This is a genomic window from Microbacterium sp. CGR1 (genome assembly GCF_001266755.1).
Lineage (GTDB): Bacteria > Actinomycetota > Actinomycetes > Actinomycetales > Microbacteriaceae > Microbacterium.
This window is the reverse complement of sequence record NZ_CP012299.1, coordinates 920,963-936,642: the sequence shown is the minus strand read 5'-3', so window position 1 is coordinate 936,642 and position 15,680 is coordinate 920,963. Positions and strand designations below refer to the sequence as shown.

The window sequence follows — 15,680 nt, the reverse complement described above, 5'->3', positions numbered from 1 at the left end:
CAGCGGCTCAGCGCCAGAGCCGCGCGGTAGACATCGAGCAGCGCGTCGCGGTGGGCGCTCGGCAAGCGGCGTGGAACAGCGCTCAGACCAGAGTGCGGCCGATGCTCCCGATCACGCCGTCCACCGGCTGACCCGATGCGTCGCGTCGTGCGCCGGGTTCGGGGAGCTTGCGCACCGCACCCGTCGGATCGACGGCCTGCGCCGGGCTCGGCCCGACCCAGGCGACCATGAGGCGGTCCTCGCCCTTCAGGAAGGCGTGGGCACGGACTCCGCCGGTCGCTCGTCCCTTCGAGGGATACTCCGCGAACGAGGTCACCTTGGCACGTCCCGGTTCGGTACCGGGCAGGCTGCTGTCGGAACCGGAGACCGTGGCGACGACGGCATCGGCATCCGGAGTGACAGCGCCGAAGAACAGCACGGACGCGCCGGCCCCCAGCTTCATGCCCGCCATACCGCCGGCCGGTGCTCCCTGCGGGCGCACGGCTGAGGCCGAGAAGCGCAGCAGCTGGGCATCCGTGGTCACGAACACGAGGTCTGCGTCATCCTGAGCCTCGACAGCACCCACGACCGTGTCGCCGGGCTTCATGCCGATGACCTCGAGGTCGGGACGCACGGGGAGCGTGGAGGGAACGATCCGCTTGACTGTGCCCTGGGCCGTGCCCAGGGCAATCGGGACGTCGCTGTCGAAGCGGACGAACGCGAGGATCCGCTCTCCGCGGGTGGTGATCCCGAGGTAGTCGCGCAGCGGCGCGCCTGCCGCGAGCTGCACGGAAGACGACGGTACCGACGGCAGATCGACGGGGGAGAAGCGCAGCACGCGCCCTTCCGTCGTCAGTGCACCGATCTCCGCGCGCACCGTCGTGTCGACGGTGGTCAGGATCGCGTCGTGCTTGCTCCGTCGGGCCGGCAGCGTGAGCTCCTGCCCCTCGGCGAGGTCCACGCGCACGGCGCGTCCGGTCGTCGACAGCACGAGCACGGTGGGAGCATCGGCGATCTGCAGGTCGACGGCCCCCTTCGTCGCGCGCGGCTTCGGGGGCGCGGCGTTCATCAGGAGCGTACGGCGAGGAGTGCCGTAGGCCTCGGCTGCGGCATCCAACTCCTGTGCGACCACTGCGCGCAGCAGGGCCTCACTCGACAGGAGATCGCGGAGTCTGGCGATCTCGGCGAGCAGCGCGTCGCGCTCGGTCTCGAGCTCGATGCGCGAGAACTTCGTCAGACGCCGCAGGCGCAGCTCGAGGATGTACTCCGCCTGCAGTTCGCTGAGGTCGAAGACGGACCGCAGTCGTGCGCGCGCCTGCTCGGAGTCGTCGGAGGAGCGGATGACCTGGATGACCTCGTCGATGTCGAGGATCGCGATGAGGAGCCCCTCGACGAGGTGCAGACGCTCTTCGCGGCGAGCGAGGCGATAGCGGCTGCGGCGCGTGATGACCTCGAGCCGGTGCGCGACATAGACGCGCAGCATCTCCTTGAGCCCGAGGGTGCGCGGCTGGCCGTCGACCAGAGCCACATTGTTGATGCTGAAGGAATCCTCGAGAGGCGTGAGCCGGTAGAGCTGCTCGAGGACGGCGTTGGGGTCGAACCCGGTCTTGATGCCGATCGCGACGCGCAGGCCGTGGTTGCGGTCGGTGAGGTCGGTCACGTCGCTGATGCCCTGCAGCTTCTTCGACTGGACGGCATCACGGATCTTCTCGATCAGTCGCTCCGGCCCGACCATGTACGGCAGCTCGGATACGACGATGCCGGTGCGCCGCGGGCCGAGTGGCTCGACCGACACCTTGCCGCGCACCTTCAATGCGCCGCGTCCGGTCGCGTATGCGTCCTTGACTCCGTCGAGACCCATCAGGATGCCGCCCGAGGGGAAGTCCGGTCCGGGGACGAACTCCATGAGCTCTTCGGTCGTCGCGTCGGGATTCTCGAGCAGGTGGGTGGCGGCGGCGACGACCTCGATCAGGTTGTGCGGTGCCATGTTGGTCGCCATGCCGACGGCGATACCGCTCGCTCCGTTGACGAGCAGGTTCGGGAAAGCTGCGGGCAGCACGGACGGCTGCTGGAACTGGCCGTCGTAGTTCGGGATGAAATCGACGACGTCCTCGTCGAGGTTCTCGGTGAGCGCCATCGCGGGGGAGGCGAGACGCGCCTCGGTGTAGCGCGCAGCCGCGGGACCGTCGTCGAGCGAGCCGAAGTTGCCGTGTCCGTCGACCAGCGGCACGCGCAGCGCCCACTCCTGGGCGAGGCGCACGAGGGCGTCGTAGATCGCCGAGTCGCCGTGCGGGTGCAGCTTTCCCATGACCTCGCCCACGACGCGGGCGCTCTTGACGTGACCGCGGTCGGGACGGAGGCCCATCTCGGCCATCTGATACAGGATTCGTCGCTGCACGGGCTTCAGGCCGTCGCGAGCGTCGGGCAGAGCCCGCGAGTAGATCACCGAGTAGGCGTACTCGAGGAAGGAACCCTGCATCTCTGTCTCGAGATCGATGTCCTGGATACGCTCAGGGGCGAGCTCGGCAGGCGGGGTCTTCGGCATGGGCATCCTGAATGGTGCGAGGCTGAGGGCGTACGGGAGCCTGTGTCAGACTGGCTCGGATGTCCCTCATTCTACCGTCCGAGTCGCCGGCAGCCCGGAGCGTCGTCGGGGTGGCGGACGACGTGTTCGCCGCTCTGCGCGGTGAGTCCGCGACCCTGCCGCGGGCCGAGTCCGTCGTCCTCGTGCTCATCGACGGCCTCGGCGCCATCAGTCTGCGCGCCCATGCCGGCCACGCCAGAGCGCTCACCGCCGGTATGGCGAAGAAGGATGTCGCCCATTCGGTCTTCCCGTCGACCACCGCGGCGGCTCTCACCAGCATCCTCACGGGCACATGGCCCGGCCAGCATGGACTGGTCGGCTACCGGGTCCTCGATCCCGACAGGGACGTGCTGGTCAACCAGCTCACGGGCTGGGAGTCGGATGGTCTCGATCCGGCGACGTGGCAGGCGGCTCCGACGGTCTTCGAGCGCGCCAGGTCAGAGGGTCGTCCGACCTTCGCCGTCGGCGTCGCGGCGTACGCGGGGAGCGGGTTCACCCGTGCGACGCTGCGCGGTGCCGACTTCGTCGCCGCCCAGACACCCGCCGAGCGAGTGGAGGCCGCATACGACCTCGCGGAACGCCACCCGGGCTCGCTCGTCTACTGCTACCTGCCCGAGGCCGATAAGGCGGGGCACAGATACGGCCTCGACTCCGTGCACTGGATCGCCGCGCTCGAGGAGATCGACGCCGCGCTCTCACGACGTGTGCCGCCGGGTGTCGGTGTGCTCGTGACGTCGGACCACGGCATGCTCGACGTGCCGGCGCACCGGCAGATCGTTCTCGAGGCAGAGCACCTCGAGGGAGTTCGCCATCTCGGTGGGGAACCGCGGATGCTGCACGTCTATGTCGAACCGGATGCCGACGCATCTGCGGTCGCCGAGCGGTGGGTTCGTGACCTCGACGGCGTCGCTGATGTCGGAACCCGGGATCAGGCGATCGCGGCGGGGTTGTTCGGCCCGGAGGTGACCGAGGCGGCCTCGTCGCGGATCGGCGATGTCCTCGTCGTGGCCCGGGGCAACGGTGCCGTCTACGACGGCACGGCTGCAGACCAGCGCGGCCGTGGAATGATCGGGCAGCACGGGGGACTGACTCCGGAAGAGCGTCAGGTTCCGCTGCTCAGGTTCGGAGCCTTCGCGCGCTGAGTCCTCGCACTCGTGCCGGGTGCCGGTCTACTCGTCGGTGCGGGCCCCGAAGACGATCTCGTCCCACGACGGCATCGCGTTGCGGCGTCGACGGCGACCGTTGCCCTCGTTCGCGGGCTCCGGTGCGGGCTCCGGCTCGTCACTCTCCGCAGGAACGCTCTCGAAGGCGTCGAACAGCGCGATCGGACTCTGGTCCGTGTTCTCGTCGTCCGGCTCGTCGAGGATCGGTGCGGTCTCGCGCTGACCCCGCCGGCGTCGCAACGCCTCGAGCAGGTCGGCGGTCTCGGGGCTCGTCGTCGCGGACTCCGGCGCGCGCTTGATCGCGGCGTCCTGCGCCGCTGCCATCGAGCGCTCTGGGGCGATGCTGTCGTCGACCTCGGCTTCGGGCGCCGGGAGCAGACGTGGCCCGAATGCGCCGGAGTCGAAACGGCTGTCGTCCTTGTAGGGCGATGCCTGCCGTTCGGCCTCGACGGCGCGCAGTCGCGGGATGAGTCCGTCCGGCAGCGAGCCCTGGCGAGACAGCTGGGTCGCGTCGGCGTTGAGCGGTGCGAGGGCGCTGCGGCGGGGGTCGAAGCTCCAGCGAGCGTCGTGCTCGACCTCGTTGGCGGTGAACTCGAGCTTGATGATCCAGCCGCTCTCGTCCTTCCAGCTCGCCCAGCGCTCGGCAGAGGCCTCGACCTCTGACAGCTTGGCTCGGATCGCGGTGCCGAAAGTCGGCTGAGCGTCGGGCTCGACATCGCTGCCGATCAGGACGGGTACGGCGAGCGCCTGGCCGATGACGTGCTCGCGCTCGGCGAGAACGGGTCCTTCGAAGCGGATGACGTCGTCGACGCCGATGCCGAGGAGGGCCGCGACCTCGGGCGCCGTGAGACCGGCGCGGATCTGAGCCTGGATGTCGCGCGGGCTCGCCGCGAGACGCTGAGCAGCCGGCTCGCTCTGTCGCGTCGCCCGACGGATCTCTCGGTGCAGGACGTCGTCGATGGGCAGCGCGAACCGCTCGCCCGACTCGGTCGCGAGTACGAGCAGTCCTGCTTCTGTGCCGACGATGGTGACGTTTTCCATGCGAATGCCCCTCTGATGGGTGTGCGTTCATGGTGTCACGCGGGGCCGCTCAGAACCGGGAATAGTCTGGGCGTGCCGTGAGTTTGGTCTGTCGCAGCCGCGGGCATTTGCTTATTCCTCCGCGGTCATGCAAACTATGGCCGCCGATTACCCCGACGGCGCACCACCCACTCGCATGAAAGTGGAGATTTACCACATGGCAACCGACTACGACGCTCCCCGCAAGAGTGAAGACGACTCCGAGTCGATCGAAGCCCTCAAGGAGCGTGTGCCGGACAAGCTCTCCGGCTCATCGGGAGACGAAGACGCGGACAACCCGTCCAGCTTCGACCTCCCGGGAGCGGATCTCTCCGACCTCGAGCTCGATGTCGTCGTGCTGCCCGCGCAGCAGGACGAGTTCACCTGCATGAACTGCTTCCTCGTGAAGCACCGTTCTCAGCTCGACCACGAGGGCGCATCCGGCCCCATCTGCAAGGAGTGCGCCGCCTGAGCGCACCATAGAGCGAGATCTCACGCGCCCCCGACCTCTTGGTCAGGGGCGCGTCGTCTTTCCGGCCTTGAGCCGGCGTGATCGATCCCGCAGCGTGCTCCGGCGGGCGGCGTGGTCAGCGCTGGGCGGCGACGATCGCGGCGGCCAGCCGATCGGGCGTGCGCGACGAGATGGTCCAGGTGTCGACGGGATCGTCGGGGTCGATGTTCGGAACGACGACGATGCCGTCTACCCCGCCCCGGATCAGATGCCAGCCTCGCGCCGGAAGCCCCGGTCCTCGAGCCTGGCGCGCCTCTTCGCCGTTCAGCGCCTGTGGTGTGCCGAGGTGTCGGACGTCGATATGCGCTCGACCGGCCCGCAGCACATCGCCGTCGACCGAGACGGGCGGGGCGAGTGCGAGGAAGGCGATCACGAGGAGAGCCGAGACCGCTGCGCCGACGACCAGGGCGATGGTCGAGCCGACGGGCACGAAGATGAGCGCCACCATGGGGCCCGCCAGAGCGACCGTCACCAGCAGCCACAGGCTGGGGGACAGTCTCTCGCGGTAGTGGATCCGCGCGTCAGGAGCGATGTTCTGCATTAGCCTCGTGGGGTGACTGATTCCGTTGATGTCCCCATTATCACCTCTGTGGTGCCCGGCTATGCCCACCCCGGTGATGCGGGCGCCGATCTCGTCGCAGCCGAGGCCGTCCACCTGGCACCCGGCGAGCGGGCGCTCGTGGCCACTGGAGTGCGCATCGCGCTGCCCGAGGGATACGCCGCATTCGTGGTGCCGCGCAGCGGGCTCGCGGCCAAGCACGGGATCTCGATCGTCAATTCGCCCGGCACGGTGGATGCCGGCTATCGCGGTGAGATCAAGGTGAGCCTGATCAACACCGACATCCACAGCGCGTACGATGTCGCCGTCGGCGATCGCATCGCGCAACTGATCGTGATGCCCGTGACCCGAGCCGTGTTCATCCCGGTCGAGGAGCTGCCAGAGAGCGTCCGCGGCGAGGGTGGCTTCGGCTCGACGGGCTACCAGGCAGGATCCCATTCCCCTTCGGCAGGACAGACCAATGACTGACAACAACGCGACTCCTTCGAAGTCCGCACCGGACGACCGGGCGACACAGGGCCCGTTCGACGACTCCGAGGCGAACCCCGTCCGGCCCTACATCGATCTCGGCGGCATCAAGATCCTTCCGCGCGAGGGCCTCAACCTTCGGCTCGAGGTCGAAGAGCAGTCCAAGCGCATCGTGGCCGTCGGGCTCGACTACGCCGATTCGTCCCTGCAGGTGCAGCCTTTCGCGGCACCGCGCTCGGGCGGTCTCTGGGACGAGACTCGGGTGCAGCTGCGTGATCAGGTGCGCACCCAGGGCGGCCGGGTCGAGGAGCGCGACGGTCCCCTCGGCAAGGAGCTCCTCGCCGAGGTTCCCGCGGCGGCCAACGAGGGATCCGAGCTGCGCCTCGCGCGCTTCATCGGCATCGACGGGCCGCGCTGGTTCCTTCGTGGGGTCATCGGCGGAGCCGCGGCATCCGATCTCGAAGCGGCCGCCAAGGTCGAGGATCTCTTCCGGTCGATCGTCGTCGTGCGCGGTGGCGCTCCGATGCCGCCGCGCGACCTGATCCCGCTGAAGATGCCCGCGACTCCCGGCTCCACGTGACCACCCCGGCCCCGGAGCCCGAGCGCGAGCAGAGCGCGTCGGACATCGTCGGCGCGGCTCTCGGCGGCGCCGCTCGCCGAGCAGGCCTCGACCCGAACGAGAGCGGCGCGACGCACCGTGTGGTGTGGTCCGCGATCGGCGGATGGCGCGGCATCCTCGAATCCGTCCTTCCGAGCCTCGCGTTCGTCGTCCTCTTCACCATCCGGCCCGAGCCGCTGATCGTTCCTCTCGGTGTGTCGGTCGGGCTCGCCGCGGTGTTCACCGTCGTGCGGCTGATCCAGAAGTCACCCCCGTCTGCGGCCATCGGCGGTCTCGTGGCCGCCGCAGCCGCGGCTGCGCTCGCGCTGTGGACGGGCCGCGGCGAAGACAACTTCGTCCCCGGCCTCATCACCAACGCCGTCTATGGCACCGGCATGCTGGTGTCGGCGCTGATCGGCTGGTCGCTGATCGGTCTCGCGGTCGGTTTCCTGATGGGGGAGGGCACCGCATGGCGGCGCGACCGTCGCAAGCGTCGTGCCTTCCTGTGGCTCGGCGTGGCCTGGGCCGCTCTGTTCTTCGCACGTCTCGCAGTGCAGTTGCCGCTGTACCTCGCCGGAGACGTCACCGCGCTCGGCACGCTGAAGCTGATCATGGGCCTGCCGCTGTTCGCGCCGCTGATCGCCGTCACCTGGCTCGTCGTGCGCGCGCTGTATCCGCGCGGCGCCGATGCCGACAAGGCCGCTCAGCCGTGATAGATTTATCTTGACATCAAGATAAATTGCAGGCTTTCGCCTGAGGGCTGAGCGGAGCAGACTGGTTAGGTCTGCCTTGCTAGCCGCAGGGGCTCGCTGGCGAGCAAGATGGAGGCGCCTGTCGCTCCCATCCGAATAGAAGGAGACGGATTCGTGTCCACGGTGAACAGCTTCGGTGCCAAGAGCACCCTGACGGTCGGCAGCACCGACTACGAGATCTTCCGCATCGACACGGTGCCCGGTTTCGACAAGCTCCCTTTCAGTCTGAAGGTCCTCCTCGAGAACCTGCTTCGCACCGAGGACGGCGCGAATGTGACCAAGGCGCAGATCGAAGCACTGGGTTCGTGGGATGCCGCGGCTGAGCCGAGCACCGAGATCCAGTTCACGCCGGCCCGTGTGGTCATGCAGGACTTCACCGGCGTTCCCTGCATCGTCGACCTCGCCACCATGCGCGAGGCCGTCACGGCGCTGGGTGGCGACGCGAACAAGATCAACCCGCTCTCGCCCGCCGAGATGGTCATCGACCACTCGGTGATCGCCGACCTCTTCGGTTCCGAGAACGCCCTCGAGCGCAACGTCGAGATCGAGTACGAGCGCAACGGCGAGCGGTACCAGTTCCTTCGCTGGGGCCAGACGGCATTCAGCGACTTCAAGGTCGTTCCCCCCGGAACCGGCATCGTGCACCAGGTGAACATCGAGCACCTGGCCAAGGTCATCTACGACCGTGACGTCGACGGAGTGCTGCGCGCCTACCCCGACACCTGCGTCGGCACCGACTCGCACACCACGATGGTCAACGGCCTGGGTGTGCTCGGGTGGGGCGTCGGCGGCATCGAGGCCGAGGCCGCGATGCTCGGCCAGCCCGTGTCGATGCTCATCCCGCGCGTCGTCGGCTTCAAGCTCTCCGGCGAGATCCCGGCCGGCGTCACGGCCACGGACGTCGTGCTGACGATCACCGACCTGCTGCGCAAGCACGGAGTCGTCGGCAAGTTCGTCGAGTTCTACGGTGAGGGCGTGGCATCCGTGCCGCTGGCCAACCGCGCGACGATCGGCAACATGTCGCCCGAGTTCGGTTCGACGGCGGCGATCTTCCCGATCGACGACGTGACCCTCGACTACCTGCGTCTGACCGGCCGCAGCGACGAGGCCGTCGCGCTGGTCGAGGCGTACGCGAAGACCCAGAAGCTCTGGCACGACGCATCGCAGGAGCCCGTCTTCAGCGAGTACCTCGAGCTCGACCTCGGCACTGTGGTGCCGTCGATCGCCGGCCCGAAGCGCCCGCAGGACCGCATCCTCCTCTCCGAGGCGAAGTCGCAGTTCGAGCAGGACATCCTGGCCTACGCCGCACCGTCGACCTCGGACGACGTCGTCGACCTCGAGTCGAAGCACTCGTTCCCCGCCTCCGACCCGGGCAACGCGCCCGGTGAAGAGGAGCCGCGCACCACCCGGCCCGTGCACATCAACAGCGGCGCACCGGCGAACGCGTCGAAGCCCGTGCCGGTCACCACTCCGTCGGGTGAGAAGTACATCCTCGACAACGGTGCAGTGACCCTCGCGGCGATCACCTCGTGCACCAACACCTCGAACCCCTCGGTGATGATCGCCGCAGGTCTCGTCGCCCGCAAGGCGCTCGAGAAGGGCCTGAAGCAGAAGCCCTGGGTCAAGACCACCCTCGGCCCCGGCTCGAAGGTCGTCACCGACTACTACGAGAAGTCCGGACTCGACAAGGACCTCGAGGGCCTCGGCTTCTACACCGTCGGCTACGGCTGCACCATCTGCATCGGAAACTCGGGTCCGCTGATCGAAGAGGTCTCCGCGGCCATCAACGATCACGACCTCGCCGTGACCGCCGTGCTCTCGGGCAACCGCAACTTCGAGGGCCGCATCAGCCCCGACGTGAAGATGAACTACCTCGCGAGCCCGCCGCTCGTGATCGCCTACGCCCTCGCGGGGTCGATGCACTTCGACTTCGAGAACGATGCGCTCGGCAAGGGATCCGACGGCAACGACGTGTTCCTCAAGGACATCTGGCCGACACCCGACGAGGTGCAGGAGATCGTCGATTCCTCGATCTCGCGTGAGCAGTTCATCAAGCAGTACGCGACCGTCTTCGACGGTGACGAGCGCTGGCGCAGCCTGCCCACCCCGGACGACGACATCTTCCAGTGGGACGAGAACTCGACGTACGTGCGCAAGGCTCCGTACTTCGACGGCATGACGATGGAGCTCACCCCGGTGCGCGACATCGAGGGCGCCCGCGTCATGGCGACTCTGGGCGACTCGGTCACGACCGACCACATCTCGCCCGCCGGCAACATCAAGCCCGGCACCCCCGCGGCGCAGTACCTCATGGAGCACGGGGTCGACCGCAAGGACTTCAACTCCTTCGGATCGCGTCGCGGCAACCACGAGGTCATGATCCGCGGCACGTTCGCGAACATCCGCCTGAAGAACCTGATGGTCTCGGCTGTCAACGACGGCCAGGTCGTCGAGGGTGGCTACACCCGCGACTTCACCCAGCCCGGTGGACCGCAGTCGTACATCTACGACGCGAGCATGAACTACCAGGAGCAGGGCACGCCCCTCGTCATCTTCGGTGGCAAGGAGTACGGTTCGGGATCGTCGCGCGACTGGGCGGCGAAGGGCACGAGCCTCCTCGGCGTCAAGGCGGTCATCACCGAGAGCTTCGAGCGCATCCACCGCTCGAACCTGATCGGAATGGGCGTCGTCCCGCTGCAGTTCCCGGCCGGTGAGAGCTGGGAGTCCCTGGGTCTCGACGGCACCGAGATCGTCTCGATCTCCGGTCTCGAGGAGCTCAACAACGGCGTGACCCCGAAGACGGTTCGCGTCACGGCCACGCCGAGCGAGAACTCGCCCGAGGGCAAGCAGGTCGTCGAGTTCGACGCGGTCGTCCGCATCGACACCCCCGGTGAGGCGGATTACTACCGCAACGGCGGCATCCTGCAGTACGTGCTGCGTTCGCTGGTCTGATCGCACGATCGGAAAGGGCTCGGTTCTTCGGAACCGGGCCCTTTCCGCGTGCCGGGGGCGGTGTCAAGGGGGAGTCGCTCTCCGAGCTTTCCCGGGTGCCCGGGGTAGGATCGAGCAGGCGTCCGTACCGGAATCGGCGCCGCGAACGGTGCCTAAGAGGAGGTGCAGATGCCCATTCTTCCGAGCATCTCAGGACCCCGTGACCTCGACTCCCTGTCAGAGGATCAGCTGATCGAACTCGCCGGTGAGATCCGCGAGTTCCTCGTCGAGAACGTGTCGCGCACCGGCGGGCATCTCGGCCCCAACCTCGGTGTCGTCGAGCTCACGATCGCTCTGCACCGCGTCTTCTCGTCGCCCGACGACCCCTTCATCTTCGACACGGGGCACCAGTCCTACGTGCACAAGCTCCTCACCGGTCGCCAGGACTTCTCGTCTCTGCGAGTGCGCGGTGGACTCGCCGGGTATCCCCAGCGCGGCGAGAGCCCTCACGACGTGGTCGAGTCCTCGCACGCGTCGAGCTCGCTCAGCTGGGCCGACGGTGTGTCGCGCGCGCTGACCGCCACGGGGCGAGCCGACCGTCACGTCGTGGCCGTCGTCGGCGACGGAGCACTCACGGGCGGCATGACGTGGGAGGCGCTCAACAACATCTCCGACGACAACGATCGCAACCTCGTGATCGTCGTGAATGACAACGGTCGTTCCTACGCGCCGACCATCGGCGGCATGTCCCGGTTCCTCAACCGGGTGCGCACCGCGGCTGCGTACAAGGAGCTGCACCACAAGTCGGACCGACTCTTCCGTGCGTTCGGTCCGGTCGGCCGCGCGGTGTTCCGCGGGGTGCGCGGCGGCACCCACGGCTTCCTCTCGCGGTTCACGAACAACGAGGCGCTGTACTCGAACCTCGACATCAAGTACCTCGGCCCGGTCGACGGGCACGATCTCCCCGCCCTGCTCGAGACGCTCGAGCTGGCCAAATCGTACGGTGCGCCGGTGATCGTGCACACGATCACCGAGAAGGGTCGCGGCTACCAGCCTGCTCGCGACGATGAGGCCGACCAGTTCCATGCGGTCGGACGCATCGACCCCGCGACCGGCGAGACACTCTCTTCCAGCGGAACGGGCTGGTCCGACGTGTTCTCCGAGTCGCTCGTCGCCATCGGAGAGCGTCGAAGCGATGTCATCGCGATGACCGCAGCGATGCTGCGACCGACCGGTCTCGCGCCGTTCGCCGAGCGCTTCCCCGATCGCGTGTACGACGTGGGCATCGCCGAGCAGCACGCCGTCGCGTCGGCCGCAGGTCTCGCCTTCGGAGGTCTGCACCCCGTCGTCGCGGTCTACGCCACCTTCATGGGGCGCGCCTTCGACCAGGTGCTCATGGACGTCGCTCTGCATCGGGCGGGCGTGACCTTCGTGCTCGACCGCGCCGGCGTCACCGGCCCGGACGGTCCCAGCCACCACGGCATGTGGGATCTCGCGATGCTGCAGATCGTCCCGCACATCCGCATCGCCGCGCCGCGTGACGGATCCCGGTTGCAGGAGGCCCTCGATGAGGCGGTGCTCGTCGACGATGCGCCGACCGTCATCCGCTTCCCGAAGGGCGACGTCGCGGCGGATCTTCCGGCCATCGAGCGGCTGCACGACGGCGTCGATGTGCTCGCCCGCGGCGAGTCCGAGGATGTCCTGCTCATCGGCATCGGCCCGTTCGCCGCGCTCGCGATGGACGTCGCAGAGCGTCTGCGCGCTCAGGGCATCGGCGCCACGGTGATCGATCCGCGCTGGGCCATCCCGGTGCAGCCCTCGATCGTGAGCATGGCAGCTCGTCATCGTCTGGTCATCACCATCGAAGACGGCATCCGCGTCGGCGGCATCGGCACGCGTGTCCGGCAGGTGCTTCGCGAGGCGGGCATCGACACCGCCGTCGACGAGCTGGGGCTTCCTGACGAGTTCATCGATCACGCGTCGAGGGACCAGATCCTCGCCGACGCCGGTCTCACCGCATCGAAGATCGCGCAGGACGTCGTGTCGCAGGTGCTCGGGACTCGGATCCCCGTCGCTCGGGATGCGGGCACGAGCGGGACGGTCGATCTGCCGCTGCACGAACGCCGCTGACCGGCGTCGCCACCGCGTGACGGCGGATGACGGTCACAGACCGTTCGACCGCTGCGATCAGTTGAGAGCGTGGAGTGCGGCGACCGCCTGCGCCCCGCGATCGGTGTCCCGGAGCGCGGCCGAGAGCAGATAGCCGTCGGTGAGCGCGTCACCGGTGACCATGACGCGTACCAGCTCGACGCCGCACGCCCGACGCACCTCGTCGGCGCTGGCCGCGATCACGCGGGTGTTGATCTCGTCGTTGTGGGGCAGCTCCGCGCCCTCGAGGCCGCGGATGACGTCGCGCAGTGCGGCGCCCACGATGTTCGAGGCCCGTTCTTTGACGTTCACGACGTCGAGTTCGAACACTCGGAGATCTCGTCCGGTCGGGATCGGTCGCCACTCGAACGACGCGTGCACCCGGTGCTGATGGCCGCTCGCCCCGGTCATCTCGCGCGCGGGCAGATCCGTCGCCCTGCAGCGCACATCGATCAGTCGATACCAGTAGAACAGGGGGAACGCGCCATGCGACCCCGGATCGAGGACCACGACTTCGCCGACCGCTCCGCCACGTGAGGTGGGGCGCCGTTGCGGGCGGTTCCGGATGATCGGCTTGCCGTTCCGGGTGCGGATCGCAGCCCACCCCTCATCGACCGTGACGATGAAGATCTTCAGCAGCGCCGGCACGACCAGCAGGATCGTGAGGATCGCCGTGCCGGTCTTGAAGAGCCCCGACATTCCCTTGCCGCCCAACATCGAGAGGAGCATGTCCATGCCACCACTGTGCCCCCTCGATCGCGTTCGGAGCGCTCTCTGAGCGGCGCTGGCGAAGGTGTTCATTCGCTGTTCCGTGCTCGTTACCCGGTGTGCCGTGACGCGGATACGGTTGGCGGCGGTCGCGCGGATGCGGCGTCGTCAGGAGAACGTGGCGAGGATCTCGGCGACCTCGGATTCGACGAACGCCCTCTGCCGCTCCCGGTCGTCGTCGACGAGGCCGAGCCGGGTGCGGCGATCGAGGACGTCGTCGGCGGTCATCGCGCCCTCCGCGCGGACGGCGAAGTCGATGGTCGCTGGGGAGATGTGCCCCCGGCCCCCGCTGTCCTCGGCCCTCATCGCGGAGTCGGTGAGGCGGAGGGACACCGTGCGGCTCGCGCCGGCGTCGAGCCCCGCCGATGCCACGGCGAGGTCGACCGCATCCTCCGCCATCCGCCGGTAGGTGGTCAGCTTGCCTCCGAGGACGTTGACGAAGCCGCGCTCGGAGACGCGGACCAGGTGCCGACGGGAGATGTCCGCCGTCGACGCCGCACCGGTGTCGACGAGCGGCCGCAGGCCCGCGAACGATCCCCTGACCTGCGTGCGCGTGATCGGGACGGTCAGTACTCGGTTGAGGTTCGCGAGCAGGAACTCGATCTCGCCCTCGGTCGGCTCGGGGATCCGCGGCACAGGGCCCGGCGCATCTTCGTCCGTGAGCCCGACGATCACGCGGTCGTGCTGCTGCGGCAGCGCGAACACGAAGCGGCTGATCGACCCCTCATGCGGAATGGTCAGTGCCGCGGACGGGTCGCCGAGATCCGCGGCATCCAGCACGATGTGCGTTCCGCGGCTGGGCCGCACGGTGATCGACTCGTCGAGGCTTCCGGCCCAGACGCCGGTGGCATTGACGACGGATCGGGCGCGCATGTCCAGACGCTCGCCCGTCAGCACGTCTTCGGCGGTCGCGCCGTCGACGCGCAGCTCGAGCGCTCGGACGCGGGTGAGGACGCGGGCGCCCAGACTGGCGGCTGTCCTCGCGACGGTCACGACCAGGCGGGCGTCGTCGATCAGCTGCCCGTCGTAGGAGAGCATCCCTCCGCGCAGCCCAGCTCCGGCGAGCGACGGGAAGAGCCGCTGTGCCGTTCGCGCCGAGACGAGACGCGGTGGGGGGAGGAACCGGCGCGGCGTGCCCGCTCGCATCCGCAGCAGATCTCCCAGGGCCATCCCGACCGCGCCGGCTGCGCGCTGGCGGGCCGTCAGCCCTGGCGTGAAGGGCAGCAGCTGCGGTAGAGAGCGAATGAGGTGCGGCGCGATCCTGGTCATCAGCAGGTGACGCTCGAATGCGCTCTCCTTCGCCGTGGCCACATCGCCGGTGGCGAGATAACGGAGTCCACCGTGCACCAGTTTCGAGCTGAATCGGCTGGTGCCGAACGCGAGGTCCTCGCCTTCGAGAAGAGTGACGCTCAGACCCCGCGAGGCGGCGTCGAGCGCGACACCGACCCCCGTGATGCCTCCGCCGATCACCAGAACGTCGACGGTCTGCCCCGCGGCCAGGGAGAGCTCTGCGGCCCGACGCGCGACGTTGAGGTCGGGGGAGTGCGCGGTCATGGCCGCAGGAGCCCGTCGAGGGCTGCTCGCAGCTCGCGCTCCCAAGACTCCTCGGAGAGGAGCTCCGACACCGTTCCGTGCGAGAGCACGGCCGACTGCGCGATGAGCAGCAGCATGACGGCAATCTCGTCGGGATCGCCGTGCCTCACCGATCCTCCCTGCTGCGCCGCACCGATCGCCGTCGCCAGCCACCTCAGGATGAGTCTCTGGCTCGAACCCACACGCTGCAGCGTGTAGCGGGTGAACGCCTCCGGTTCATCGGCGAGAAGCCGTCCGTACACGTCGTCGGCGCGGAAGAGGGTGGAGAAGCGGAGAACATCGTCGACGAGTCCGTGTCGGCTGGTCGCGTGCGTGGGGAACTGCGCGAGGATCACCGCGACTCTGCGCAGGAGCGCTGAGCGGACGACATCGTCGGCGTCGTTCCAGCTGCGGTAGATCGTCGGCCGGCTGTGACCCGCGCGCCGAGCGAGCTCTGCGATCGTGACGCCATTCACGCCTCGTCGACCGATCAGCGCATCGGCGGCGTCGAGGATGCGCGACTGCGTGGCATCCCACTCCGGAGCGCGGTCGGACATCGCGTCGAGCACCAGTTGACGTTCTTCCATG

13 protein-coding genes are annotated in these 15,680 nt (G+C 68.4%); 7 read left to right on the top strand and 6 right to left on the bottom strand.

The genetic code is table 11. The annotated features are described in order from the left end of the window. Positions 1 to 82: 82 nt before the first annotated feature. Positions 83 to 2,524: a DNA gyrase/topoisomerase IV subunit A gene (locus tag AKG07_RS04400; protein ID WP_082297818.1), complete on the bottom strand. Its 2,442-nt coding sequence runs from the start codon at positions 2,522 to 2,524 to the stop codon at positions 83 to 85. 59 nt (positions 2,525 to 2,583) lie between these two features. Here AKG07_RS04400 and AKG07_RS04395 point away from each other — a divergent pair, with 59 nt between their 5' ends. Further along, a complete protein-coding gene (locus AKG07_RS04395) occupies positions 2,584 to 3,705 on the top strand; it encodes an alkaline phosphatase family protein (protein WP_053096251.1) in 1,122 nt (373 codons plus the stop codon). Between the two features lie 27 nt (positions 3,706 to 3,732). Here the strand turns inward: AKG07_RS04395 and sepH are convergent, their stop codons facing one another. Beyond that, on the bottom strand, positions 3,733 to 4,767 hold the full coding sequence (gene sepH / locus AKG07_RS04390) for a septation protein SepH (RefSeq protein WP_053096248.1): 1,035 nt from the start codon (positions 4,765 to 4,767) through the stop codon (positions 3,733 to 3,735). A 196-nt stretch (positions 4,768 to 4,963) separates the two neighbouring features. Here sepH and AKG07_RS04385 point away from each other — a divergent pair, with 196 nt between their 5' ends. Continuing rightward, positions 4,964 to 5,257 carry a DUF4193 domain-containing protein gene (locus tag AKG07_RS04385; protein ID WP_042540214.1) on the top strand — a complete coding sequence of 98 codons (294 nt, stop codon included), beginning with the start codon at positions 4,964 to 4,966 and terminating at the stop codon, positions 5,255 to 5,257. Positions 5,258 to 5,372: 115 nt separating this feature from the next. On the opposite strand, the gene AKG07_RS04380 is transcribed toward AKG07_RS04385, so the two are convergent. Then, on the bottom strand, positions 5,373 to 5,837 hold the full coding sequence (locus AKG07_RS04380) for a DUF3093 domain-containing protein (protein ID WP_053096246.1): 465 nt from the start codon (positions 5,835 to 5,837) through the stop codon (positions 5,373 to 5,375). Positions 5,838 to 5,849: 12 nt separating this feature from the next. Between AKG07_RS04380 and dut the strand changes: the two genes are divergently transcribed. The 5 genes from dut (at position 5,850) to dxs (ending at position 12,734) form a co-directional block, all read left to right on the top strand. After that, the gene (gene dut, locus AKG07_RS04375) at positions 5,850 to 6,323 is read left to right on the top strand and encodes a dUTP diphosphatase (protein WP_053096244.1); all 474 of its coding nucleotides are present in this window, start codon (positions 5,850 to 5,852) and stop codon (positions 6,321 to 6,323) included. Further along, positions 6,316 to 6,903: a DUF3710 domain-containing protein gene (locus tag AKG07_RS04370; RefSeq protein WP_053096242.1), complete on the top strand. Its 588-nt coding sequence runs from the start codon at positions 6,316 to 6,318 to the stop codon at positions 6,901 to 6,903. The genes dut and AKG07_RS04370 overlap by 8 nt, the downstream gene beginning before the upstream one ends. Beyond that, positions 6,900 to 7,634 carry a DUF3159 domain-containing protein gene (locus tag AKG07_RS04365; protein WP_053096240.1) on the top strand — a complete coding sequence of 245 codons (735 nt, stop codon included), beginning with the start codon at positions 6,900 to 6,902 and terminating at the stop codon, positions 7,632 to 7,634. The genes AKG07_RS04370 and AKG07_RS04365 overlap by 4 nt, the downstream gene beginning before the upstream one ends. A 108-nt stretch (positions 7,635 to 7,742) precedes the next feature. Then, entirely contained in the window at positions 7,743 to 10,625 is a 2,883-nt protein-coding gene (locus tag AKG07_RS04360) for an aconitate hydratase (protein WP_171821918.1), read from the top strand. 168 nt (positions 10,626 to 10,793) lie between these two features. Beyond that, positions 10,794 to 12,734, top strand: coding sequence for a 1-deoxy-D-xylulose-5-phosphate synthase (gene dxs, locus AKG07_RS04355; protein ID WP_053096237.1), 1,941 nt, complete (start codon positions 10,794 to 10,796; stop codon positions 12,732 to 12,734). 57 nt (positions 12,735 to 12,791) lie between these two features. On the opposite strand, the gene AKG07_RS04350 is transcribed toward dxs, so the two are convergent. From AKG07_RS04350 to AKG07_RS04340, 3 genes are all read right to left on the bottom strand, one after another. Beyond that, complete coding sequence (locus AKG07_RS04350; protein WP_053096235.1) at positions 12,792 to 13,487, bottom strand: SPFH domain-containing protein; 696 nt, start codon at positions 13,485 to 13,487, stop codon at positions 12,792 to 12,794. Between the two features lie 141 nt (positions 13,488 to 13,628). Beyond that, the gene (locus tag AKG07_RS04345) at positions 13,629 to 15,074 is read right to left on the bottom strand and encodes a glycerol-3-phosphate dehydrogenase/oxidase (protein WP_053096233.1); all 1,446 of its coding nucleotides are present in this window, start codon (positions 15,072 to 15,074) and stop codon (positions 13,629 to 13,631) included. After that, positions 15,071 to 15,679, bottom strand: coding sequence for a TetR/AcrR family transcriptional regulator (locus AKG07_RS04340; protein WP_230101212.1), 609 nt, complete (start codon positions 15,677 to 15,679; stop codon positions 15,071 to 15,073). Before AKG07_RS04340 ends, AKG07_RS04345 begins: the two co-directional genes overlap by 4 nt. Position 15,680: the final 1 nt, after the last annotated feature.